This window comes from Sporomusa acidovorans (assembly GCF_900101845.1).
Lineage (GTDB): Bacteria > Bacillota > Negativicutes > Sporomusales > Sporomusaceae > Sporomusa > Sporomusa acidovorans.
On sequence record NZ_FNAM01000025.1, the window covers coordinates 23,057 to 46,555 of the forward strand.

A 23,499-nucleotide genomic window follows, 5' to 3' on the forward strand; every position below is an offset into this window, starting at 1 on the left:
TACTTAAAACAGGCTTTTAACGGCAGCAATAATCTTTTCTTCACTGGGAATTACGCTATTTTCCAATACCGGACTAAAAGGAATCGGTGTAAATGGCATCGCTACCCGTTTAATCGGCCCATCCAATAGATCCAGTCCTTCTTCGGCAACAAAAGCGGCAATTTCTCCGCCAAAGCCGCCTGTCTTAACCGCCTCATGGACAATGACCAATTTGCCGGTTTTTCCTACAGACTGTAAGATACTCTCGGTATCAAGCGGAACCAGGGTACGCGGATCAAGTACTTCGGCGGCGATTCCTTCCCGGGCAAGCGCCTCGGCTGCCGCCAGGGCTTTGTGAACCATCCAGGACCAGGCTATGATCGTAACGTCAGAGCCTTCTTTCTTGATGTCGGCTTTACCAAGCGGCACCATGTATTCGCCTTCCGGAACTTCCCCTTTAATGCCTAAAAGTTGTTTATGTTCAATATACACAACAGGATTATCATCACGTACAGCCGCCGCCATCAGGCCTTTGGCATCGGCCGGAGTTGACGGCATGACGGTTTTGATTCCGGGAATATGAGTAAACCAGGCTTCCATGGACTGCGAATGCTGGGCAGCCGCCCCCATGCCGGCACCGCAGGGTGTACGCAAAACCATCGGGATTGTCGCTTTTCCGCCAAACATATATCTCATTTTGGCGGCCTGGTTAAACAACTCATCCATGCAGACACCCATAAAATCAACAAACATAATTTCGGCAATCGGACGCAAACCTGCAGCAGCAGCCCCTACGGCGGCTCCAACTATAGCCGTCTCGCTAATCGGCGTATCGATCACTCTGCCGGGGAACTCCGCAACCAACCCGCCTGTTACGCCAAAGCAGCCACCGAATTTTCCCACGTCCTCGCCCCAAATAAATACGTTTGGATCTCTTTTCAGTTCAACACGCATTCCATCCCGAATAGCCTCGGCATATGTCATTTCCATCATTATGTCACCCTCTCCTAATTAGTTAACCTGCGTAAACATCTGTCAAAACATCTTCCGGATTGGGGTCCGGACTTTCTTGGGAAAACTTAATGGCTGCCGCTATTTTGTCCTCAACCTTTGTCTTTATGGCCGCAATCTCCTGTGCATAGTTGATCTCAATAAGTTTTTTCTCAAATCTGGGTATCGGATCTTTCTTCAGCCATGCATCCTGTTCCGCCGGATCCTTATAGGCACCGGGGTCACCTTCAAAATGTCCGCGCCAGCGCCAGGTCTTGCACTCAATCAGACTGGGTCCGTCCCCTTTTCTCGCCCGTTTTACTGCCTCAGTCGCCGCTTCATAAACGGCTACAACATCATTGCCGTCAACCGTCATCCCGGGTATCCCGTAAGCGGCGGCACGGTCGGAAACATCAGTTACCCGCATATGATCCCGTTGGCAATTGGAAATACCGTACATGTTATTTTCGCAAACAAAAATAAGCGGTAATTTCCAGATAGAAGCCATATTCAAGGCTTCATGGAAGGTCCCCCGGTTGGAAGCGCCATCACCGAAAAAGCAAACCGTAACCGCATCGGTTTGCTTATACTTGCAGGCAAATGCGGCCCCGGCGGCAATAGGCTGGCCGGCGCCCACAATCCCATTGGCTCCCAAAATGCCCAGTTCAATATCGGCGATATGCATGGAACCGCCTTTTCCCTTACAATAACCGGTGGCCTTGCCAAACAGTTCCGCCATCATTAAATCCACTTTGCCGCCCTTGGCGATTAAGTGTCCATGACCGCGGTGCGTACTGGTGATATAGTCCTTAACGTCTAAACTGCCGCAAACACCGGTGGCCACCGCTTCCTCACCAAGATACAGATGCACAAACCCTGGCAGTTGATTGTCGGCAAACAGTTCCACGGCTTTACTTTCAAATGCTCTGATCGTCATCATGGTTTCATAAAAGCCAAGCAATTTCTCTTTCGTAAGTTCCATAATTCTCCCCCCATTTTCTCTTATGCTCTGAGCCTATAGATCCACTTGCGCTTAACTTAGGGCACATCAATATAAACAGTAAGCGCCGCAACAGCTACGACAATCGTATCTCCCTCCCCAAGAGCCGGAAGTTTCAGGCCTTTTACATCAATCCCGCCTGCTACGGTTTCGACTGTCACCGAGCCAAAAGGTACAGCCCGTTTGACCTCATCAATATTAACTTTTTCCGGTTGCGGGCAGCCAAGTTTCACCTCGACCTGCATCTGGCCGGGATCACGAATATTGACAATATCAAACAGTCCGCACAGGCAACTGCGCGACATGGCATCTTTTACTGCTTTTTGCGCCGCTTTAGTAACATTACCACCATGTAAATCAGCACCCATACCAAGTTCGACAATATAACGTTTGCGGTTCACCCCATCACCCCCAATTCCTAAAAATTCTGCTCTTGTATGATAAATAACCCTGTGCCTTGATTACTTTGCAAATCTCATGCCAATAATAAAAAAAAGAACTGTCACTCTTCTTTTTAAGAGCAACAGTCCTTTTTTTGTCAGTATTCAGAAATCTTGTTCTTTTCAAAAAATAAATTGTTTTATTATCCAACTGCACCGGTTTATGTAGCGTTACCTGTAGCACCCTGTAGCATCAGCGTATTACCCGCTACACTATGCAACAGTCTGAAACACTAGAAAATCGAATATTTTTTCATCTTGCGATACAGTGTACTTCGTGCAATACCTAACTGGCTTGCCACCCGGCTTATATTCCCACGTTCTGCTTCCAGCAATGCCCGTATTTTCTCAAATTCCTGTTCTTCAATCCGTTTTTTAATCTTCTTATTGTCCATTGCGGTTTCCTGGCATCTGCCTGCCTTAGGGCAACATAGCTCCGGCGGCAGACATGCCAGGGAAATACGATTGGCCTCCGCTATTGTACAGGCTCGTTCAGCTATGTTATGCAACTCGCGAACATTTCCCGGCCAGGAATATTGGCGTAAATACTCTATCACAGTCGCATCAACTGTATAATCGCGTCCCTGCTCTTGGCCGAACTTATCCACAAAGTGACAGAACAATAATTCAATATCCCCCTGTCGCTCGCGCAGCGGCGGAATGTCTATCTTGAAAACATTTAACCGGTAATACAAATCTTGCCGGAATGCTCCGCTTGCAACAAGTTGGTTCAGGTCTTTATTGGTCGCACAGATAATGCGGACATCAACAGGTATAACCTTATTGCCACCGATACGGGGAACCATTTTCTCCTGCAGCACCCGCAGCAAGGCTACCTGCTGTTCTAAAGGCATATCGCCTATTTCATCCAGAAACAACGTTCCGCCGGAAGCCAATTCAAACTTTCCGGGCTTACCGCCGCGTTTGGCCCCGGTAAAAGCACCGTCCTCATAACCAAAGAGTTCACTGCCAACCAATTCCCGGGGAATAGCGCCGCAATTCAGGGCAACAAACGGGCCGCTGCGCCGGGAACTCTTATTATGAATAGCCTGGGCAAACATTTCTTTGCCAGTGCCGCTTTCCCCCTGCAAAATAATATTTGACGATGTAACTGCAGCGGCTGATGCCTGCCGCACAGCTTCTGAAATGGCAGCGCTGTTGCCTAATATGTCATTGAATTGAAAAGTTGTATAATGACCGCTCAGCCTGCTTGGCAACGCATAAACCGGTTCGACAGGCCGCAAAATAATGATTCCGCCATTTACATCTCCCTGTTTGTCAACAATCGTTTCACCGGATAAAATACAATGCTTGGCGCCGGTATGGTCGTCAAACTGAAACTCTATATCGGTATAAGAATTTTTTCTATCCAGCAGCCGGTGGATCAGTTGGCTGTTATTCTTAAAAATTGTCTGAATGGGAATTCCATTAAAAATTTTACTGCTTTTACCCAGTATCTTTTGCACATTTTGATTATATTCTTTTACTTTGCCAAACCGGTCAAATAAGATAACCCCGTCCGATACCGCATTAAATATTCCGGACAACCGTTTATTCAGCAGCGACAACTCATAATTTTTCTGTTGCATGCCAAGCTGCGTGGTAACGGCATCTGCCGCGGCGACGACCATGCCTAAGGTATGCGAATAAGCCGCCTGCGCGGGGCCGGATACATCAAGAAATGCCACGATTTCCCCCTCAGAGTTAAAAATCGGTGCAGCCGAACAAGTCCACCAATGATGCTTGCGACAATAATGCTCCGCTCCCGAAACCTGCACTGGCTTGCCGGTCATCAAACCCACAGCAATCGCGTTGGTACCCACATCACCTTCCCGCCAGCTTGCCCCGGGTACAAAGTGGATTTTCCGGGCGCTGGTCAGTGAACTCCGATCGCCGAAGCACTCCATAACATACCCATGGACATCAGCTAATACAACAATAAATCCTGAATTGTAAAAAAACTGATAGAGATTGGCCATAAAGGGTTTCGCAATGTTAATAATATCCTGGTTTTTTTCCAACAGTATACGAATGTCGGCACGCTCCAAAATATTTTGCGCACAGCCATCTTCTGGATTAAGAGCAAGTTGGGAACATCTCATCCATGAGTCTGCAATTTGCGGCAAAATGACTTGATCGTTTATTTTACCATTACTGATAAACTCCTTCCAGGTTCCAGCTTTACCAGGCTTGTTTGTCCGCTTATCTCTGGCCATTTTAATCCACCTACCTGCTACTTACTTTTTGTTATTGGCGTACACAGGTCTTCCCTCCACAAACTCTTACCCGGATAAATATATTTTAAAGATTTCGAAAAATGTTTTTAAATTCCTGCAATATTTTTTTATTGGCATACAGGATTTATATCTAAATTTGACAGTATAAGAAAAGTAACCTAACGGCATTTGAGATGTTATTAATAAACTATTATTCCTTGCAAAAAATAAACAAAAGTTTTAAGTAAAACTACACTTATGATACAATAAAGTCATTACCACTTGGGGAGGCAAATTATGACAGATCTTTCGCTGTTAAAAACTCAGTTGCATAAAATCTACGAAGCTAATCCATTTGTCAACTTACTGCAGATGAAGATTATTGAAGTATCGGCCGGCAAAGCCATACTGTCAATGCCTGTACAAAACCAGTACACCAATTTCTATAATTCGGCCCATGGCGGCGCCCTGGCTTCCCTTGCCGATACTTCTATGGGAATGGCCTGTATCACTACCGGTAAAAAGGTAGTTACCCTTGATATGAATTTGAATTATATTCGGGACGTTCCCTGCCGGGAGGCTCTTACCGCCGTAGGAACGCTTATTCATAATGGCAGTAGAACCATGGTTGCCGAGACAGAAATTTTTAACAATCTCCAGCAACTGGTTGTTGCCGCCAGAGCTACTTTTTTTGTAACAGGTAAAATTTCTCTTGAATAATGTGGGGGTATCGTTCTTACTTATTATCAGAAGGGTTATACTTGCTGATAATGTAGAAAAAAAGCCCTGGTTAATACCAAGGGCTTTTACTAGTTCTGATTTAACTGCTTAATTCGGCATAATAATCGCTGATTCCTCTGGCGATTGCCCGGGACATTTCTTTTTGCCAATTAGAATCTGCCAATTTCTTGGCTTCTGCGGAATTGGAAATAAAGGCCATTTCCAAAAGCACGGCCGGCGCATCCGTATAGCGCAATACATAAAAATTCTCTTCCTTGTCCGGATCCCCGTCGTCCCAGTCAGCCCTGAGCTTGATGTCGGGAAACGTATCTGTCACCTGGTTAATAATACAAGTAGCCAACTGATCACCTGCTGTTTCGCCTAATGTTGTATAAATTTCTGTGCCGTTAGCTTTCCCACTGGCAGCCGAATTGCAATGAATAGAAACTACCACTTCGGCCCCCCAATGATTTGCTAGTTCACAGCGATACGCCAGACTGTCGGTTTCTGCCTGTTCAGCCTTTGTTCTGGTCATTAATACCTCATAGCCAACGGCCTCAAGATATTTTTTTACCTGGCTGGCAACTGCTAAATTTACTGCCGCCTCCTGCAACCCGGTTTTGGCATTCACTGCTCCCGGATCAATATCTCCGCCAGCGTGCCCGGGATCTAAACATACCTTGGCCACTGCTATTCCCTCCCTTCTACTTTACTATAATATATTCTCAAAACAGTATAACGTTAAATGACAATAAGATAATTAGAAATTAATAGATTAAATTACTTTACTTTTTTTAGATATGATAGTATACTTAATTTGCCCGTATAGGCCCGAGGAATTTTCCATTAGTCCTTCTCATTTAGAGAAGCCCAATGAGTAAATCTTCTAAAGCTAAGTCAGGGTAATCTTTATGAGGAGGTCATATATAATGGCCGAAGACAAAACTTTAACATGCCGCGATTGTGGCGCTGAATTCGTATTCTCAGCTTCTGAACAGGATTTCTTTGCAGAAAAGGGATTCACCAACGAACCTGGACGCTGTCCGGCATGCCGCGCTGCCCGCAAACAACAAAACCGTGGCGGATTTGGCCGCAACAATTATCAACAGCGCGAAATGTATGATGTAACTTGCGCTGCTTGCGGTTGCCAAACCCAAGTACCGTTCCGTCCCAGCAATGATCGTCCTGTTTACTGCCGAGATTGCTTTACTCAACAAAACGGTAAACGTTATTAAGATTTTAACTCCTTTGCCTAGGCAAGGGAGTTTTCTTTTTATTAAGCAGGGAAAGGCTAAGTTTACTCCGACCGGGTAAACTTAGCCTTTCCGCTATTAGGTTCACAAATATAGGAATTTCCCACTTCTTATTTCCACAACATGTATAAACAGAAAATATTAATAAAAAATAGTATAGGAATCCCGATGACGAAATTTTGATGCAGGGTCTTATGACGATGAACATACATGCCGATAAGTACACCTGCCGCACCAAATAGCAAGGCTATTAAAAAAAATGTTCTCTCGCGAATTCTTCGAGCTTGGATGCGGGCAAAGCACTTGTCAGCCCAAACTGTAACAAACGCAATCAAATTCCAGCAAAAATATAACGCAAGCTCTATATTCAAAGCCTTATGAATAAAATCAACTACCATAAAATACTTTACCTTTAAAAAAATTTCATAATCTTATATTTGCTAAATATATTTGGTAGGCAGACTATCCCGCTTCACTTCCGGGGGAATAACAATTTTATCTACCTGGTTAAATTTAGAAAAAGTAACAGTGGTATTTAACCTAGCTTGATTAAACATTTCCCTGATAGCTGCTTTTTGTCCGGAAGGAATTTCCTGCAAGTTTGCAATATTTTCACCAACTGCGGCCAGAAAGCCTGACATATCCATATCCATTTTAGAAATGGTTGCGGTTTTTTTATCAATTGTCACCGTATACGTAAAATTCCCCAAACCGTTAAATAAACTTTCCGGTAATTTAATATTTTTCATGCCGGAGGAGACAATCGCCTGTTCAATATTTTTCCTTAAATAACTTCCATCCATGGTAACGGAGAAAACTTGGGATCCCGCTGTTTCGCCGATGAGTTCCACGCCGATAATAGCCTGAGAGTAGTTTGCATATTCATCAATCGGGTTATAATAGGGCATGCTTTGCTTTATCCAATGATTATCAGCATTTGTGTAAACAGTAAGCTGATCCTTCGATTCTTCGATATATTGTATAACCTTTTGTTCATTTTTTTGCGAAGCATTGGCCAGTGAAATATTCATCACATTTTTGATTACCATTGGCTTGGTTTGCGCATCACATTCGCCGCTCACCATAATATCCATTTTGTTGCCTTGTATCGACATAGAACCGGTTGTGTTGATTGTCATATGATAGTTATCTTGTGCGTGTAATTTTTCATAGGCTTGGGTCACAAATGTTTTATAGTCCGTAATTTCTGCCGGTACTGCGGGAGCGGCACCACAGATTGAGGACCATATTGTAATCAGCAAGACAGGTATCATCATCGCCCAATACTTCATCCTAAGCATGTTATTCATTCCTTCCTTTTCTATGATCTTGATCTCGGTATTGCCCTATCTGATCCTTTTTCTACCATAAACGAAAATTTCCTTTAAATTAAATTAACTTTCACCTATAATACAAAAGCCACTCTTCAGTGGCTTTTGTTATTTGACATTTTCTGTAGTTACTGGGGTAAAGCGATAATCCTTACCGGCAAATTCGATGCTCCCGGCGGACTGAAAGTCAGTGATAATGGGTCTCCACCTTCAAAAGTACCTAAAAAAGCAAAATCTTTCTTTTTACTGTCACCAAAGTACAGCTTATCGCGTGGTATCGGCAACGGACTCCAATATACCTCCGGGTGGTTTATTTTTATGGCACCGGCAAACTCGCCTCCCATTGGCGCCAAGTAGTAAGAAATTCTGCCGCCTTTTTTTGATGGGAGTAAAACCTGGTAGACAACGCCATAATTGCCATAATTAACGACTTCTGACCCGTCAGTAGCATCAATTCCTTTTAAATAAGAATCAATCGCATTATCAGCCAGGGTTAAGCCAATAGCGCCATCATGAACCGGATCATATGGCTCAATTGGCGAAACAATGCGGTTTGCTCCGGCAAAAGTACCCCGCAAATGCCAGCGGTCAGCCGGCAGTACCGCCAATCTTTGGGAAAACGTAATACTATTTTCATTTACAGGCAGCATTATCACTTTAACAGTAATCGGGCCATCCACCGTAAAATCGTAAATACCGTTAATCAGCATATTCGGCATCATAATGGCTTTTTCTATATTTGCCGATAAAGGTATGGTGCCTCCTGGAGGAACATTGACCGTGTATGTATTTTTCTCAGCAAAGTAAGCCCGCTGTGTTTCTTTTCCTACTTCAAACCAGGAATATCCCGGTCCCCCCAATACGGCTTGCCTAACCGCAACATGCGCTGGTTTATTTTCCCTGTTCTCCAATAATACAGACATCTTTTTTACATCATTGGTATCATTTACATGGTAAAAAAAGAGACGCGCACTGCCAGCGATCTTATCTTGATATAAAATTCCATCATGATTTACCATTTCCGGACTATCGGAGAACAAAAGTTTACCACCGTTAGATTGGCTTATTGCCGGCCACTCCGGGAGATTTTCTATGTCCAAGCCGCTAGGTCCATCGGCTGCAGTCGCCTCACTGCCCAGATTCACAACTAACAGTATAAGATACACTATCCACGTTATCGGTTTCATTCATTTCCTCCCCATAAAAATAAGACTGGGCTTGTGCCAAGTCTTTTAGGACACATGTAGACAAACGTCTTAACCGTTTTCAGATTCGCCATTAAATGTCAAATTCCTTTAAATTTAGCTAACTTTCAACTTCAAATATTATAATTCATAAAAAATGTACTTTTAAGGCTATTCTAACTTCTCCTCATTATGTTACAATGCTCATAGAAAATCAATGAGGCCGCCTCAAAACGTGCGGTAAAACCAGTGGGAGGTACGGCGCATGCATAAAAGAAGAGCCGCATGGAGTGTTTTTTTTCTTGCCATTAGTTTATTTATGCTCTGTATGCCCCTAGAAGCGGCCGGAGCAAAAACCACAGCCAAAGCACCTGGCAGCCAGCAATCCCTTTCTCAACGTGCGGGCAATCCAAAAGTAATGCAGTTGCAGCAACTGTTAGCCGATACCGGATTTTATCCAGGCTCGATGACCGGCATTTTGGATCATTCCACCAAAGAGGCAATTTCCCGGGCACAGGCAAAATTCAAGTTAAAACAAACCGGCAATTATGATCAAAAGCTAGCTAATATACTAGCCCGTGAAGCTAAAAGTAAACCCCAGCGATATCGTAAAATATAGATTATCGAAGTGAACTACATTTTATTTCGCCATCCAATACATAAAGAGCGACAAACTGTACTGGATCATTGACCACCTTGGTTAGTGACCCAATAGCAACTTTTGTGCCAGGATACATGCAGCCACAAACACGGACTCTGCCAGGTTTGGCAATTTTAAGGATACTTTCCATATTTTCAACGTGTTGTCTCAATTCTTCCATCTGGTCAGGCAAGGCCTCGCACTCTGCCTTGTATTTTTCGTACCTTTCCCTTTTTTCACTCGAAAGCTGCTCAATACCCTGCGCATGAAAATAGGCCAGTGCTTGCTCCAATTCACTATAAGTAGCTTCCGCCTTTTTAATTTCCTGGCGAAACTTAAGCAGTTCATCCTTAAGCAATGTATTTGCCGCTACATCAATTTCGGTAATAACACCGGATTGATTCCCAATAATCCTGGCGGTCACTAATTCACCGGCCGATACGCAACCACCGCGAATAAGTCCCCGCCCCCCTTCGACAATCACTCGTGAACCTGCATATACTGCACTATTCAAAATGAAGTCATTAACAATAATATCTGTGTCAGCGTACACTGTGGCATTCTCAACAAAATTGGCCACAAGACGCTCGCGGGCTTTAATAATGCTGCGCCTCATTCCCTGAATTCCCTTGTGAACAATGATGTTGTTAGCCTCTACCATCCCCCCGGAAATTGTACCGGCTACTTCGACATTACCACCAGCTTTTATAGAAAAATCTTGTTGCACGGAACCTCGCACAATGACGCTCCCTTTAAAATCGATATTTCCGGTTGAATAGTCAATATCTCCGTCAATTACAATTATGGGTATAACATTAATACGCTTGTCCAAGAAAACCGACAAGTGACCAGGAATAGCCGCATAAAGGCGCCAGTCCTCAACATTAATAACATTCTTGCCGGTAGGCATTCTGATATCCTTGCCAGGTTTTGGCGGAAGTGGCAAGCCGTATACATCTGTCCCGGGGATACCAGGTGTTGCCGGAACCTTTTCAACGAGTAACTGGCCTTCCTCCACACAAAGAAAGTGATTGGTTTCTTTAAAGTCAACCCGGCCGTCCGCCAGTTCAACCGGACGCCCTTGGCTGTCAGGATCAATCGCGTATTTCAGATAAGCGTCCTCACCCCTGCAAGGCGGAATACCGCGTGCGCAAACAACATTGGCGATGGAATTGGTTTTTGTAAGCATGGCAATAGCTTGTTCATCAATGCCATGAACAACCCCAGCAGCATTCAATTCCTCTAAAATATCCGAGCGAGTAGCGGTAGGCCTGTCTGCAGGAATAGTAATACTTACCCTTGCTTCCAGCCGCTCAAAGCCAACCTTGACTTTGATATATTTATTTTTTGGCGGCAAAGCCGCTGCCTGCGAATTATTAATGATAAGTACCGGTGAGCCAATGGCCTCTCTGATTACCTGAGATATAAAGTCACTCTCAAAGTTAGTACAATTGCGATTCATTAAGTCTTTGATAATTGTCGCCTTTAATACAGGCCAGCCGCCAATTCCAGGCGCCCATACGCTAAGATATACGCCGGTATCATTGGCACTGATTTCATACCGGCCAGCTATCCTCGGCTGGGCATTAACGATAAGTACCGGCGTGCCTGTGGCTTCTCTGATTACCTTGGAAATAAAATTGCTGTCAAAATCAGTAACGTTTCGGTCGGTTAAGTCTTTGATAATTGTCGTCTTTGCTACAGGCCACCCGCCATTGCCGGGAGCCCATACAGTTAGATACACGCCAGTATCATTGGCGCTGATTTCATACCGGCCAGCCACCCTCGGCTGAGTATTGACAATAAGCACCGGCGTCCCTGTGGCTTCCCGAATTATTTGAGAAATAAATTCACTGTCAAAGTTAGTAAAATTCCGTTCGGTTAACTCCTGAATAATTACTGCTTTTGCTACAGGCCATCCTCCTTTGCCAGGCGCCCACACACTAAGATAAACACCAACATCATTTGCAGTAATTTGGTAATGGCCGGCCTGCTTAACGGGAAGTGTTTCTTCCATGAAACTCACCACCAAATCAATAATTAATTGACAACTATTAAAAACCACGATTTTCCTTCGAATAAGATAAGGAAATCGTGGTTTTACTATTACAAAGTCACCAGTTAAACAGACATTGCTTTGGGATTAAAAGCAGGTACATAATCAGCGTATGCTTGAATATGGCCGGCATAAATCTCTTCAAAATCCACAATAAAAAGTCCCGGATTCTTTACAAGATCAAGTTCTACAAGCTGGTTGACTTGGCTGCCATCTTCACTGGCAATAATGCGAACGACAGGCGTGTTTACGCTTTTTACGCCAACACCAAGAATCAAGCCGCTCTGCCGGTTATTGAGCCGTACTGTTTTCCCCATAGGATAAATGGCTACATTCTGGTTAAATTTTTCTACAAGAGCCGGATTAAAGTACTCGCCCGCCGCTTTGTTGAGTATCGCGGCCGCATAATAAACAGGAGTCGGCCGGCGATGCGGCATTCCTGCAATCAGCCGATCATAGACATCGGCAATGCTAACAATCTGTGCATATTCAGAAATGGTATCCCCTGCAAGTCCCATGGGATAGCCGCTGCCATTCCAACGCTCATGATGCTGGAAGCAGGCATTTACAACATCAATGGATATGGCTTGATTTTTTTTCAATATTTCCAGCGAATAAAAGGGATGTTGTTTATATTCTTCCCTGCTGTTGGTTGATAAATATTTAGGATATTGCTGCGTTAAATTGCAGGAAAATCGAATTTTCCCTACGTCATGCAATAAAGCGGCCAAGCCTACCTCATATAACTGCTTTGCATCATATCCTTGCGCAAGCCCGGTCATAACGGATAAAATGCACGTATTTATCGCATGAGAAAACATATATTCTTCTTTGCGGCGTATATCCAGCAAATGAATCATATTTTCGGGTTTTTGAGTTAATTGACTGATGAAGCCGCTGACAATATTTTTCACCCTGTCCAGTTGTATACCCTTCCCAACACGAAACTGATTAATGACCTCCCGCGCAGCCGTTACAGTTTCCTGCCCTTGTTGGGAATCATAGGTGTCCTCTTCCGCCTCCAAAACAGTACCCTCGATTTCGGGCTCTCCAATATACAAGGACGTAATCCCTTTATGAAGAAGATACTTAATGTATCGGTCCTTTATTTCTATGCCTTCATGGAGTAAAACGGCGCCATCGGCTGTCAGGAGCGGTTTTGATAAATACATACCCGGCTTTATTTCCTCTAACGATATGCGCTGCATAGAACCCCCCCCTCTTACATAAATATGTTGTTATTCTATTATATATATCGAAAATAACGCAAAATACTTAATGAAATAAGGACAATATTGGCAAAAACTCATGTTTTTATTTACTGCGGCTTAAATAATCACTTTTGCCGGCCTAACCAGCATCCGCCTGTAGCTTCCCCAGCAACCACTTTTCTGTTGATTTTTTGCGTCAGCTTGTTGTAAACTTTTTATTATGAGAGTATTCTCTCTAAAATAAGTTTTGGACTCGTATTATACATAAATCATCCCGCTTTACGGGAAAACGGTTAGGAGGAACTATGCTTTCACAAAATATTTCTAGCAAACTTGCTAAATCGTCCTGGATACGGGCTATGTTTGAAGAGGGAGAAAAACTGCGAAAACGTTACGGAGCCGATAACGTATATGACTTTAGCCTGGGCAACCCGGATTATGAACCACCTACAGAAGTAAAAGGCGCCCTAAAAAAATATGCCTGCGGCAACGACTTGGGCCTTCATCGTTATATGAGCAACGCCGGCTATCCGGATGTAAGAGAGAAGATTGCCAAAAAAATGAATGAAGAGGGCAACTTATCCTTAACGTCGAATAACATCATTATGACTTCCGGAGCAGCCGGTGGACTAAATGTTGTCTTAAAAGCCATTTTAAATCCGGACGATGAAGTTGTCGTGCTTGCGCCATTTTTCGTTGAGTATCTGTTTTATATTGAGAATCATGGTGGAAAACCTGTCACTGTCCCAACAGATGTAACTACTTTTGAACCGTCTTTGGAAACCCTTGAACAAAGCATCACCGCAAAATGCAAGGCCATCATTATAAACTCGCCCAACAATCCGACAGGCGTAATCTACAGTGAAGAAAAATTACGCCAGCTAGCCACGCTGTTAGAAAGCAAAGAAAAACAGTTTAGTTCAAAAATTCTTGTCATATCAGATGAACCCTACAGCAAAATTGTCTACGACAATGCCAAAATTCCCAATATATTAAAGATCTTCAAACATTCCGTAATCGTAAATTCCTATAGCAAATCACTGGCTATTCCTGGCGAGCGGATTGGCTATATCGCCGTAAATCCGGCCATTGAAAATGCTGAATTATTGATAAACGGTTTAATTTTTTCCCATCGTACACTTGGGTTCGTCAACGCTCCCGCATTGTTTCAAAAAATTGTCGGCGATGCACTGGATGCTGCTGTCAATACGGATGAATATAAGCGAAGACGGGACTATTTGTATAACCACCTGATTGAACTTGGCTACTCCTGTGTCAAACCGCAGGGAGCCTTCTATCTTTTCCCTAAAACCTTTATTCCCGATGATATTGAGTTTACCAAGCGGGCGTTGAAGTACAATCTTTTACTAGTCCCCGGCAGCGGATTCGGCTGCCCGGGCTTCGTCCGGATTGCGTATTGCGTTGATTTTGCAACCATTAAGAACTCCATTCCGGCCTTCGAAAAATTGGCCGGCGAGTTTAGGCAAAAATAAATCGACAACCGGCAATTGTGACACAAAAGAACTCCGAATCACGATAATGGTGATTTTCGGAGTTCTTCTTTTATTTGCTCGCCGATCACTTCTGCACATGGTTAATCTTATTGTTGGGATATCCTAGAACTGAGGCTGTTCCATTTTTTTGCCGGCTACATATCTGGCAACAATATTGTGATAATCACCAATATAAATAAACCGGCTCAACCGTTCTGCCAGTGAATATCTGTTGATGGTTGAAACATTCAGACCGGTATCGTCAATCACTAACGCATCAAATTCATAGCCTTCTTCAAAACTGCCAACCTTGCCAAAGAAACTTCCTCCCCCTTTTGTTGCCATAAAAAAGACTTCCGGAATAGTAAAAAAGGGAGCTTTTTTATCGCTTGCCAGCCATTTCAATTTAGAAACTTGTACGGCAGCCGCCATGACTTTGGCAATAGATATTTCATGCCCGCCGGCTATGTCAGATCCCAAACCTACGGCCACTCCCAAATCAATCAGTTTCCTGACAGGCGCTATCCCGCTGGCTAAGTTATTGTTTGAGTAAGGACAGTGGGCAACCGTCACTTTGTTTTTTGCCATTAACTCAATTTCCGCAGCATCATTATAGATACAATGAGCCATAATTGTGGGCTGTTGCCCAAACAGGCCGAATTTCTGATACACGTTCGCATAATTTAGGCAATCAGGGTGCAGTTCTTTTACCCAGGCAATTTCTCCGGTATTTTCCGATAAATGCGATTGGACGGGCAAATTATACTTGCCGGCAAGCCTTGCTAAACCGCTCATTAAATCCCCTGTGCAGCTAGGTACAAACCTCGGCGTTATAATTGGCTTCACCAGTCCATACCTGTCAATTGTATTTTTTATAAAATCCTCCGTATCGGCAAGTGACTGCTCTGTTGTCTCCAGTAAACTGTCAGAAGAATTCCTGTCCATATTGACTTTACCGACATAGCCGCCAAGACCGGCCAGGGCAAGCATCTCCATTAAATGGGCTGTTGCTTCTTTATGAATCGTGCCAAACAGGGCCACGCGGGTTGTCCCCCACTTCCAGAGCTCAGTTACCACCTGTTTATAAATTTCTGCTGCATAAGCATTATCTTTGAATTTTGCTTCTTCCGGGAAAGTGTACTGTTCCAGCCAGGGCAGCAATTCCAGATCAAGCCCCAGCCCCCTGTTGGCAAACTGCGGTGCATGAAAATGCAAATCGACAAATCCGGGAATAATTAAGGCGTCCCCATAATCTGTTATAGCCAGATTGTTGTATTGCGCCGGCAGTTCGCGATAGGTCCCCTTAATCTTTTTCCCTTCAATAATCACATAGCTATTTGCTAAAGTTTCCAGCTGTCCAAAGCTTGGGGCAAATACCATATTTCCTTTTATGATTTTTAAGTGATTTTCCATAATCCGATCCCCTCCATAGCATACAGTTCAGACAATTGCCATTTGCTACATACAACGTGCGAGTTTTGCAGGCGGGTGGTGTGTTGGCCTGCAAACTTCTTTAATGCGGAATATATAGTTATTTCATATAGAGATGAATGGCAAATACAATTGATAAAACATACATTAAAGGATGTATTTCCTTTGTCCTGCCGGCAACCATTTTGAGCAGCGTAAACGCAATGAAACCGAACGCCATCCCTTCCACAATACTACAGGTTAACGGCATTAAAATAATTGTTAAAAACGCCGGCAGGCCGTTAGTAAAATCAGTAAAATCAAGATGCACAATCTCGCTGATCATTAAAGCGCCTAAAATAATGAGAACAGGCGCTGTGGCCGCTCCGGGAACCAAACCAGCCAATGGCGTTAGAAATAAAGTTGCTAAGAATAACATGCCTGTCGTAACTGAGGTTAATCCGGTTTTACCGCCTTCAGCAACACCAACCGCACTTTCTAAATAAGAAGTAACTGTACAGGAACCAAAAAAACCGCCAATCATTGTGGCCGCAGAGCCGGCCAGCAATGCTTTGTTAATATCCGGCAAATTATTATTTTCATCAAGCAACCCCGCCTTGCCGGAAACCGCAATTAAAGTGCCGATATTATCAAATAAATCAACAATGGTAATGGTAAAAATAATAGACACCAGACCATAGCCGACTGCAGCTACAACATCCAGTTGGCCAATAGTAGCAACCGGCATGGGTGGAACGAAAGCAATTATGTCACTCATAGTTGCCGGCACCTTCGTAACTCCCATAAACATACCAATAACAGTTGTAGACAAAATTCCCAGTAAGAAAGCACCTTTTATATTTTTGGCCAAAAGCAAACTGGTTATAACTAGCCCAATTATAGCTAATATCACATTGGGCTGCTTTAAACTGCCTAACGTTACAATCGTACCCGATGCGGATACGATTATGCCTGCACCTTTAAAGCCAATGAAGGCGATAAACAACCCCAGACCTACGCCAATAGCTGATTTTAAAAGCGCCGGAATCGCTTCGATCACGGCCTTTGTTATATTAGTAATCGCCAAAATAAAAAACAGAACTCCCGAAATAAACACCGCACCTAAGGCAGTTTGCCAGCTTAAGCCCATACTGCCAACCATAATAAAAGTAAAAACAGCACCAAGTCCCAAACCTGAACCCATAGCAATAGGTAAATTAGCATAGATCCCCATAAGCAACGTTGCTATCGCCGTGGAAATAATGGTCGCCGCCGTAGCGCTTGCCGGTGGTATTCCGGCTGCAATTAAAAACTGACCGGGAATGACAAAAATCAAATACGACATGGCAATAAAGGTAGTTAAGCCTGCCATAACTTCTGTCCGCAGATTGGTCTTTCTTTGGGATAATTTGAAATACCGGTCTAAAAATCCTTCTTCACAATAATTTTTTTGAATCTCTGCTTCTAACATTACAGCACTCTCCTTTTAGGTATTTTTTACATTCTGTTAGAACTAAAAAAACCTGACTATAAAAATAGGCGCAAAGAGAGCCTATTCTTATAGTCAGGTTATTTACGGCAACCTGGTAGAAACAGTTGACCCCTATTGTCAACGATATACAAGAATATTGCGAATCTTGATGAAACACTTATTTAAAATTTTCCATTTTCCCGTGCCGCTCTGGCTTTAATTAATTCGGCGACAATGCTTACTGCAATTTCTTCCGGGGTTTCGGCCTGAATAGCAAGACCAATCGGTGAATGAACCCGCGCTATATTGTCAGGACTTACCCCCTTTTCCTGTAATGTTTTAAATACCAAATCTCTTTTTCTTTTGCTGCCGATCATACCAATATAGGCAGCGTCTGTCTGCAACGCCTGCTCTAATACAATAAGATCGGCAAGATGCCCTCTGGTCACAATAACAAGATAGCTGTCCTGGGTTACCGCTAATTTCGGCATACAGGCAAAATTATCAACAACAACTACTTCCGCCTGGGGAAACCTTTCTCGATTGGCAAAAGCCGCCCGGTCGTCAATAACCACCGTGATAAAGCCTACCATGTCTGTCAGTCTGGCGATTTGCTGCGAAACATGACCTGCTCCAAACAAGTACACCACACCGGTAGGCCGGATAGGCTCAACAATAAAGCTTCTATTACCTTTAGTTTCAGCATGAATAGAAATTTTGGCAGGACCGGCAGACAGTTTTTCCATAAACGCCGGTTCACACTGAAAATTACCAATGACGGCGCCATCCCTCATAACCAAACATTGCTGTCTGCGCAGCTTTTTCTCACCCTCATAGGCTATTTCGGTAACCAGCCAAGCCTTTTCCGCCTTACGAATGGCAGCAGCAATGGCTTCATAAACCTGCCGGTTACCAACATCTGCCGCATCAAGATAATCAAGTAGAATTTTTCCTGACCCGCCACAGATCATGCCGGTTCCGGCAGCATCCGAGTTTGTCAAATCAAAGGCGTATATCAACGATTGGCGATTTGTCCAAACTTTTTTGGCAAGTTCCATTGTGTCCGCTTCCACGCGTCCCCCGCCGATGGTTCCCATAATGGAACCATCGGCACGGATAATCATTTTGGCACCGGCTGAACGCGGCGCTGATCCGGAACTTTGAAAGATAGTAGCCAGAACAATGCTTTCCCCTGCTGCAAGTAATTGAACTACGCTTTGATAAAGATTTTTCACCTATCTCCCCCCAGTTTTGGGCAATTTCATCGCTGCATATAGTGTGCTGCTGGGAAAATCATCCTCTGCCAAAATAGCAGCTATTCACTATACGCCTTCATACAGAAGGGCTTACGCCGGACAAACTGTCCTTGAGGGGATGCTGTACACAGCTTTCCGTCTCTTACGACGTGCCGGCCTCTGAGAAAAACGTGAATAGCCTGTCCCTGCTGCTCCATGCCTTCATAAGCACTATAATCTACATTATGAGCATGACTTACGGCACCAAGAGTAACCTGCCGCCGCTCATCCCAAATCACCAAATCGGCATCGCTGCCTGGCGCTATCGTCCCTTTTTTGGGGAAGAGCCCAAACAATTTTGCCGGCTGGGTTGCTACTTTGTCAACAAATTGGGTAAGACTAATCTTCCTGGTCTTAACACCGTAGGTATATAAAAGTCCTAACCGATGCTCTACGCCGGGAGCACCATTAGGTATCTTACTAAAATCGTCACACCCCGTTTCTTTTTGTCCATGATAGTTAAAGGAGCAATGGTCGGTGGCAACCGTATCCAAAATATCGGTTTTCAAGCCGTTCCACAAATACTCCTGGTGTTCCCTGGCCCGCAGCGGGGGCGACATCACGTATTTTGCACAATTAAATGTAGTGTCCTGATACACACTGTCATCCAGCACCAGGTATTGCGGACAGGTTTCAGCCCATATCCGGACGCCCCGGGCCTTGGCCTGAGCTACCGTCTCCAAAGCTTCCCGGCAGCTTAAATGGACAACCAGCACGGGAGCACCCGTAACCTCAGCCAGTGCCGCCAGCCTGTTAACCGCTTCCTGTTCAACCCGCGGCGGCCGGGTTAGGTAATGATAAGCCGGCGCCATTTTACCCTGACGGCGAAACTGCCTGATCAAATTATCAATAATATCGCCATTTTCGCAGTGAACGCAGGTTAGCATTCCATTGTCCCGGCTGCGCTCCAACACTTGAAATAAGGCGCTGTCGTCAACCTGCATGATGTGTTTATAGGCCATATATAGCTTTACCGAGGATACGCCGGCTTCCCGGCTGAGCCAGGGGATTTCGCCGGCAACGTTCTCATTCCAGTCGGTAATTGCCATATGAAAGCCATAGTCACAATAACATTTGCCTTCGGCCCGCCGATGCCAGTTTGCCAGCCCTTGCTGCAGGGATTCACCGCTAAACTGGGTGGCATAATCAATAATTGTCGTCGTACCGCCAAGAATGGCCGCCCGGGTGCCACTTAAAAAATCATCGGCTGTTGCCATACTGCCAACCGGCAAGTCAAAATGAGTATGGGCATCAATCCCACCCGGGAAAATATAACAACCGTCGGCCATAAGCACGGTATCGCCGCTCTGCATGACTCCGTCACCAACGGCAGCAATTGTCTCCCCCTGAATACGAACATCGGCCTGATAGCAATTATTTTCTGTCACTATCGTCCCGCCACGCACAACAATTCCCATAAAAGCACCCCCTGTCGTGTGCAAACCAATACCTTAACCTCCCTTTTTATCCGGAAGTTTCGGCCCTATATTCATAATAACCACAAATTCCCGCAATTTATTCTAAATCCTGCCGGATAACGGGTAAAATAGATAAACTATATACAACGTGCTAAAGAATTTTGCAGGCGGGTGGTGTATTGGCAAAAGCGGAAGTCAAACGCCAGTGGTGGAGCGTTGTCAATACATCACCCGCCTGTGCCTGCAAATTTCTTTAATGCGGAATATATACCTTACATGGCGACATCTTTTTTCTCTGTTACGTCCTGTGTTGCCGCTTTACCGTTTAACAACAGATTTAAGAGAATCGCAGCCAAGCTGCCGGCGGTAATACCGCTATGCAAAATAACCTGCAGCCAGTTGGGAAAGCCATGATAAAAGTTCGGTACGGCTAAGGTAATCATACCAATACCGATGCTAACCCCAACCACCAAAATATTATGGGTTCCTTCAAAGCTGACTTTGGACAGGGTCTTAATGCCGCTGGCAGCTACCATGCCAAACATAACAATGCCCGCCCCGCCTAATACCGGATGAGGTATAGCCGCAATCACCGCCGCCAGTTTGGGAATCAACCCCAGAACAATTAAAATAACGCCGGCGGCAGCCACCACAAAGCGGCTTCTTACCCTGGTCAAGCCTACCAGGCCTACATTTTGAGCAAAAGCCGTATAGGGGAAACTATTTAAAATACCGCCCAGAACGGTGGAAAAGCCATCGGCCCGCAACCCTCTGGCCAAGTCCTCTTTATGAATCGGTTTTTCGATAATTTCACCGATAGCAATACAGTCCCCGGTTGTTTCTGTCATAACAACAAGCATAACCAGCACCATCGCAACAATAGAAGCAATATCAAAAGTCGGGAAACCAAACCAGAAAGGTGTAGTAATACCAATCCAGCCGGCAGTGCCTACCTGGCTGAAATTAACCATTCCCAAAGGAATTGCAATGATTGTGCCGCTGATCAGTCCCAACAGCACGGCAATATTACTCCAAAAGCCGGTAAAGCACTTATAAAAAAACAGCACCAGTATCAGAACGACAAACGCCAGAGCAATATATTCGGGACTGGCAAAATCCTTGGCAGTCGGATTACCGCCTGCCGCCCACATAACAGCGACCGGCATCAAAGTTACGCCAATAATGGTGATAATGCTGCCGGTAACAACCGGTGGAAAAAATCGAATCAGCTTGCTGAAATAAGGAGCTGCCAAGTATGTTACCAGCCCGGCAATAATGATGGCTCCGTAAATGGCCGTCATGCCGTTGGTTTTGCCAATAATAATCATGGGTGTAACGGCGGCAAAAGTAACACCCTGGATCAGGGGGATCCGAATGCCCATATTGCCAAAGCCCAACGTCTGAATCAATGTAGCGATGCCGCAGGTAAACAAATCGGCGTTAATCAAAAAAATCAATTGTTCCCTGGTTAGGCCGATGGCATTGGCAATAATCAGCGGAACGGCAACCGCACCGGCATACATCGCCAAAACATGCTGCAAACCATACACAAACAACTGTCCCAGGGGTAGCATTTCATCCACCGGATGACGCGTATTCTCTGTCATTTACTATCACCTCGTTTATATTTCCATTGCGTTTTCTTACACAATGTTTTCGCTTAGTACCGAGACAGGCATTAGTTGAAAATTTACTACATCGATGAGACCTGCGTCTGTCAATTTTAAGGCAGGAATGACCGGCAGGCTTAAAAAAGCCAAAGTCATAAACGGGTCATAATCCGCTTTTACACCAAGACTGCGGGCAATTTTGTGAAGAGCGGCCAGTTTTTCCTGTACCTCGCCGATATCCCGATCAGTCATTAGTCCGGTCAGCGGCAAAGGCAACGTACCTAATATTTCTCTGTCACCGGCGATAACCAGACCGCCCTGAATATGTTCAATTTCTTTTACAGCCAACATAATGGCATCATCATCAGTTCCCACTACGACAAGATTATGAGAATCATGAGCAATGGTCGACGCTATAGCCCCCCGCTTAAGGCCCAACCCCTGCAGCAGCCCCACACCTACATTGCCGGTGCCTTTATGCCGTTCCCATACTACCAGTTTCAGAATATCCCGGCTGACATCGGGAACAAACTCTCCCCTAACCACCGGCACCGGCAGTTCTAAAGCCTCTGTTACCAGTTGATGGGGCACTAGGCCAATCACTCTGGCAACAGAAGAATGGGCAGGGAGCCGCAGCTTATCCCGGCTGAGTTCTCCCAGGCACAACGTGTTGCGCACCCATTTATCGTCAACGAAAAAGTTCATAAACATTGATTTCCCGTTTTCCGCTGCCAGCTGCCCATCTTTAAAGACCATGACAGGCCGCCATTCTTCCAGATTATCGAACACCAGCAAATCAGCCCGGTAACCGGGGGCAATGGCCCCCAAATCGTCAAGCCGGAAGTAACTGGCCACATTGATGGTAGCCATCTGCAATACCCAGGCCGGGTCCGCACCGGCGGCAATGGCCAAACGGACCATGTGATTGATGTGGCCTTCGGCAATTAAATCCGCCGGATGGCGGTCATCAGTGGCAAACAGACAGCGTTTTACCGTATATTGGTTTACGGCCGGCAACAGCTTTACCAGGTTATGAGCCGCCGAACCTTCCCTAAGCATGACATACATACCCTGCTCCAGGCGTTCTGTCGCTTCTTCCGGCGTCACACATTCGTGGTCGGAGCGAATTCCGGCAGCGATATAGCCGGTTAACTCTCTGCCGGTTAAACCGGGAGCATGCCCATCCACCAGCTTTCCCTCAGCTAAGCGGATTTTTTCATAAATGGCGGCTTCTTTCTGAAGTACGCCGGGATAATCCATCATTTCTCCCAAGCCCAGTATTCTTGGATGATGGATAAAATCGGCCAATTCTTTTGCCTTCAGTGTGGCTCCCGCGTGCTCCAGCCGGGTAGCAGGCACACAGGAAGGCAGCATCATGTATACGTTTAGGGGAAGCTGTTCAGTAGCCTTCAACATATAGCGAATGCCCTCCAGACCTGCCACATTGGCAATTTCATGGGGATCAGCAATCACGGTGGTTGTACCGCTGGGTACTACGGCACAGGCAAATTGTGCGGGGCTTACCATCGCACTTTCAAGATGAACATGACCGTCAATAAAGCCTGGTGTTATAAATTTTCCTGTGCCATCGATTTCTTTACGGCCGCTGTATGAGCCAACTCCGGCTATATAGCCGTTGACAATGGCCACATCGCCTGTTGTAAACCGGCCTGTAAATACATTAAATACCCGGGCATTTTTCAGTACCAGATCAGCATCCGAGCGCCCTAATGCCGTATCAACCAATTCCTGTACCCGCTTCATGCTTTTCTCCCCTTTCCC

Annotated in this window: 20 protein-coding genes and 1 riboswitch; of the genes, 4 read left to right on the top strand and 16 right to left on the bottom strand. The window is 45.0% G+C overall.

What is annotated here, in order from left to right; translation table 11 throughout:
- Positions 1-3: 3 nt before the first annotated feature.
- The 4 genes from BLR65_RS16815 to BLR65_RS16830 all read right to left on the bottom strand — a co-directional run bounded on the left by BLR65_RS16815 (position 4) and on the right by BLR65_RS16830 (position 4,625).
- The gene (locus BLR65_RS16815) at positions 4-972 is read right to left on the bottom strand and encodes an alpha-ketoacid dehydrogenase subunit beta (protein WP_093795345.1); all 969 of its coding nucleotides are present in this window, start codon (positions 970-972) and stop codon (positions 4-6) included.
- A 22-nt stretch (positions 973-994) separates the two neighbouring features.
- A complete protein-coding gene (locus tag BLR65_RS16820) occupies positions 995-1,951 on the bottom strand; it encodes a thiamine pyrophosphate-dependent dehydrogenase E1 component subunit alpha (RefSeq protein ID WP_093795346.1) in 957 nt (318 codons plus the stop codon).
- Between the two features lie 56 nt (positions 1,952-2,007).
- Positions 2,008-2,370, bottom strand: a complete 363-nt coding sequence (locus BLR65_RS16825; RefSeq protein WP_093795347.1) for a Lin0512 family protein — start codon at positions 2,368-2,370, stop codon at positions 2,008-2,010.
- A gap of 272 nt (positions 2,371-2,642) precedes the next feature.
- Positions 2,643-4,625 carry a sigma-54-dependent Fis family transcriptional regulator gene (locus BLR65_RS16830; protein ID WP_093795348.1) on the bottom strand — a complete coding sequence of 661 codons (1,983 nt, stop codon included), beginning with the start codon at positions 4,623-4,625 and terminating at the stop codon, positions 2,643-2,645.
- A gap of 297 nt (positions 4,626-4,922) precedes the next feature.
- Between BLR65_RS16830 and BLR65_RS16835 the strand changes: the two genes are divergently transcribed.
- Positions 4,923-5,345 carry a PaaI family thioesterase gene (locus BLR65_RS16835; protein WP_093795349.1) on the top strand — a complete coding sequence of 141 codons (423 nt, stop codon included), beginning with the start codon at positions 4,923-4,925 and terminating at the stop codon, positions 5,343-5,345.
- Positions 5,346-5,445: 100 nt separating this feature from the next.
- Here BLR65_RS16835 and BLR65_RS16840 read toward each other — a convergent pair whose 3' ends face one another.
- Positions 5,446-6,033 (bottom strand): N-acetylmuramoyl-L-alanine amidase family protein, encoded by a 588-nt coding sequence (locus BLR65_RS16840; protein ID WP_093795350.1) that lies wholly within the window; start codon positions 6,031-6,033, stop codon positions 5,446-5,448.
- A gap of 241 nt (positions 6,034-6,274) precedes the next feature.
- Here BLR65_RS16840 and BLR65_RS16845 point away from each other — a divergent pair, with 241 nt between their 5' ends.
- Positions 6,275-6,580, top strand: coding sequence for a zinc-ribbon domain containing protein (locus BLR65_RS16845; RefSeq protein ID WP_093795351.1), 306 nt, complete (start codon positions 6,275-6,277; stop codon positions 6,578-6,580).
- A gap of 128 nt (positions 6,581-6,708) precedes the next feature.
- Here BLR65_RS16845 and BLR65_RS16850 read toward each other — a convergent pair whose 3' ends face one another.
- The 3 genes from BLR65_RS16850 to BLR65_RS16860 all read right to left on the bottom strand — a co-directional run bounded on the left by BLR65_RS16850 (position 6,709) and on the right by BLR65_RS16860 (position 9,116).
- Positions 6,709-6,996 carry a DUF1294 domain-containing protein gene (locus BLR65_RS16850; protein WP_093795352.1) on the bottom strand — a complete coding sequence of 96 codons (288 nt, stop codon included), beginning with the start codon at positions 6,994-6,996 and terminating at the stop codon, positions 6,709-6,711.
- A 42-nt stretch (positions 6,997-7,038) separates the two neighbouring features.
- Positions 7,039-7,908, bottom strand: coding sequence for a DUF6612 family protein (locus tag BLR65_RS16855; RefSeq protein WP_218130644.1), 870 nt, complete (start codon positions 7,906-7,908; stop codon positions 7,039-7,041).
- Between the two features lie 149 nt (positions 7,909-8,057).
- Positions 8,058-9,116, bottom strand: coding sequence for a hypothetical protein (locus BLR65_RS16860; RefSeq protein WP_093795354.1), 1,059 nt, complete (start codon positions 9,114-9,116; stop codon positions 8,058-8,060).
- 262 nt (positions 9,117-9,378) lie between these two features.
- Between BLR65_RS16860 and BLR65_RS16865 the strand changes: the two genes are divergently transcribed.
- Entirely contained in the window at positions 9,379-9,732 is a 354-nt protein-coding gene (locus tag BLR65_RS16865; protein ID WP_093795355.1) for a peptidoglycan-binding domain-containing protein, read from the top strand.
- A 1-nt stretch (position 9,733) separates the two neighbouring features.
- Here BLR65_RS16865 and BLR65_RS16870 read toward each other — a convergent pair whose 3' ends face one another.
- Both BLR65_RS16870 and BLR65_RS16875 read right to left on the bottom strand, forming a co-directional pair.
- Positions 9,734-11,770 carry a FapA family protein gene (locus tag BLR65_RS16870; protein WP_093795356.1) on the bottom strand — a complete coding sequence of 679 codons (2,037 nt, stop codon included), beginning with the start codon at positions 11,768-11,770 and terminating at the stop codon, positions 9,734-9,736.
- A 104-nt stretch (positions 11,771-11,874) separates the two neighbouring features.
- Positions 11,875-13,017, bottom strand: coding sequence for an HD-GYP domain-containing protein (locus BLR65_RS16875; protein ID WP_245692856.1), 1,143 nt, complete (start codon positions 13,015-13,017; stop codon positions 11,875-11,877).
- 308 nt (positions 13,018-13,325) lie between these two features.
- On the opposite strand from BLR65_RS16875, the gene BLR65_RS16880 reads away from it, so the two are divergent.
- A complete protein-coding gene (locus BLR65_RS16880; RefSeq protein ID WP_093795357.1) occupies positions 13,326-14,513 on the top strand; it encodes a pyridoxal phosphate-dependent aminotransferase in 1,188 nt (395 codons plus the stop codon).
- Between the two features lie 123 nt (positions 14,514-14,636).
- Here the strand turns inward: BLR65_RS16880 and BLR65_RS16885 are convergent, their stop codons facing one another.
- The 6 genes from BLR65_RS16885 to ade form a co-directional block, all read right to left on the bottom strand.
- Entirely contained in the window at positions 14,637-15,926 is a 1,290-nt protein-coding gene (locus tag BLR65_RS16885) for an amidohydrolase family protein (RefSeq protein ID WP_093795358.1), read from the bottom strand.
- Positions 15,927-16,044: 118 nt separating this feature from the next.
- Positions 16,045-17,394, bottom strand: coding sequence for an NCS2 family permease (locus tag BLR65_RS16890; RefSeq protein WP_093795359.1), 1,350 nt, complete (start codon positions 17,392-17,394; stop codon positions 16,045-16,047).
- A 70-nt stretch (positions 17,395-17,464) separates the two neighbouring features.
- Positions 17,465-17,566: riboswitch (purine riboswitch) on the bottom strand.
- 10 nt (positions 17,567-17,576) lie between these two features.
- Positions 17,577-18,629, bottom strand: coding sequence for an XdhC family aldehyde oxidoreductase maturation factor (locus BLR65_RS16895; RefSeq protein ID WP_093795360.1), 1,053 nt, complete (start codon positions 18,627-18,629; stop codon positions 17,577-17,579).
- Positions 18,630-18,709: 80 nt separating this feature from the next.
- Positions 18,710-20,107 (bottom strand): dihydropyrimidinase, encoded by a 1,398-nt coding sequence (gene hydA / locus BLR65_RS16900; RefSeq protein ID WP_093795361.1) that lies wholly within the window; start codon positions 20,105-20,107, stop codon positions 18,710-18,712.
- A 272-nt stretch (positions 20,108-20,379) separates the two neighbouring features.
- Positions 20,380-21,714, bottom strand: coding sequence for a nucleobase:cation symporter-2 family protein (locus BLR65_RS16905; protein ID WP_093795362.1), 1,335 nt, complete (start codon positions 21,712-21,714; stop codon positions 20,380-20,382).
- 36 nt (positions 21,715-21,750) lie between these two features.
- Complete coding sequence (gene ade / locus BLR65_RS16910) at positions 21,751-23,481, bottom strand: adenine deaminase (RefSeq protein WP_093795363.1); 1,731 nt, start codon at positions 23,479-23,481, stop codon at positions 21,751-21,753.
- Positions 23,482-23,499: the final 18 nt, after the last annotated feature.

Excerpts from the sequence above, each read along its gene's own strand:
- BLR65_RS16815 (WP_093795345.1), bottom strand. The coding sequence starts at position 972 with ATGATGGAAATGACATATGCCGAGGCTATTCGGGATGGAATGCGTGTT.
- BLR65_RS16820 (WP_093795346.1), bottom strand. The coding sequence starts at position 1,951 with ATGGAACTTACGAAAGAGAAATTGCTTGGCTTTTATGAAACCATGATG.
- BLR65_RS16830 (WP_093795348.1), bottom strand. The coding sequence starts at position 4,625 with ATGGCCAGAGATAAGCGGACAAACAAGCCTGGTAAAGCTGGAACCTGG.
- BLR65_RS16835 (WP_093795349.1), top strand. The coding sequence starts at position 4,923 with ATGACAGATCTTTCGCTGTTAAAAACTCAGTTGCATAAAATCTACGAA.
- BLR65_RS16845 (WP_093795351.1), top strand. The coding sequence starts at position 6,275 with ATGGCCGAAGACAAAACTTTAACATGCCGCGATTGTGGCGCTGAATTC.
- BLR65_RS16850 (WP_093795352.1), bottom strand. The coding sequence starts at position 6,996 with ATGGTAGTTGATTTTATTCATAAGGCTTTGAATATAGAGCTTGCGTTA.
- BLR65_RS16855 (WP_218130644.1), bottom strand. The coding sequence starts at position 7,908 with ATGAATAACATGCTTAGGATGAAGTATTGGGCGATGATGATACCTGTC.
- BLR65_RS16860 (WP_093795354.1), bottom strand. The coding sequence starts at position 9,116 with ATGAAACCGATAACGTGGATAGTGTATCTTATACTGTTAGTTGTGAAT.
- BLR65_RS16865 (WP_093795355.1), top strand. The coding sequence starts at position 9,379 with ATGCATAAAAGAAGAGCCGCATGGAGTGTTTTTTTTCTTGCCATTAGT.
- BLR65_RS16870 (WP_093795356.1), bottom strand. The coding sequence starts at position 11,770 with ATGGAAGAAACACTTCCCGTTAAGCAGGCCGGCCATTACCAAATTACT.
- BLR65_RS16875 (WP_245692856.1), bottom strand. The coding sequence starts at position 13,017 with ATGCAGCGCATATCGTTAGAGGAAATAAAGCCGGGTATGTATTTATCA.
- BLR65_RS16880 (WP_093795357.1), top strand. The coding sequence starts at position 13,326 with ATGCTTTCACAAAATATTTCTAGCAAACTTGCTAAATCGTCCTGGATA.
- BLR65_RS16885 (WP_093795358.1), bottom strand. The coding sequence starts at position 15,926 with ATGGAAAATCACTTAAAAATCATAAAAGGAAATATGGTATTTGCCCCA.
- BLR65_RS16890 (WP_093795359.1), bottom strand. The coding sequence starts at position 17,394 with ATGTTAGAAGCAGAGATTCAAAAAAATTATTGTGAAGAAGGATTTTTA.
- hydA (WP_093795361.1), bottom strand. The coding sequence starts at position 20,107 with ATGGGAATTGTTGTGCGTGGCGGGACGATAGTGACAGAAAATAATTGC.
- BLR65_RS16905 (WP_093795362.1), bottom strand. The coding sequence starts at position 21,714 with ATGACAGAGAATACGCGTCATCCGGTGGATGAAATGCTACCCCTGGGA.
- ade (WP_093795363.1), bottom strand. The coding sequence starts at position 23,481 with ATGAAGCGGGTACAGGAATTGGTTGATACGGCATTAGGGCGCTCGGAT.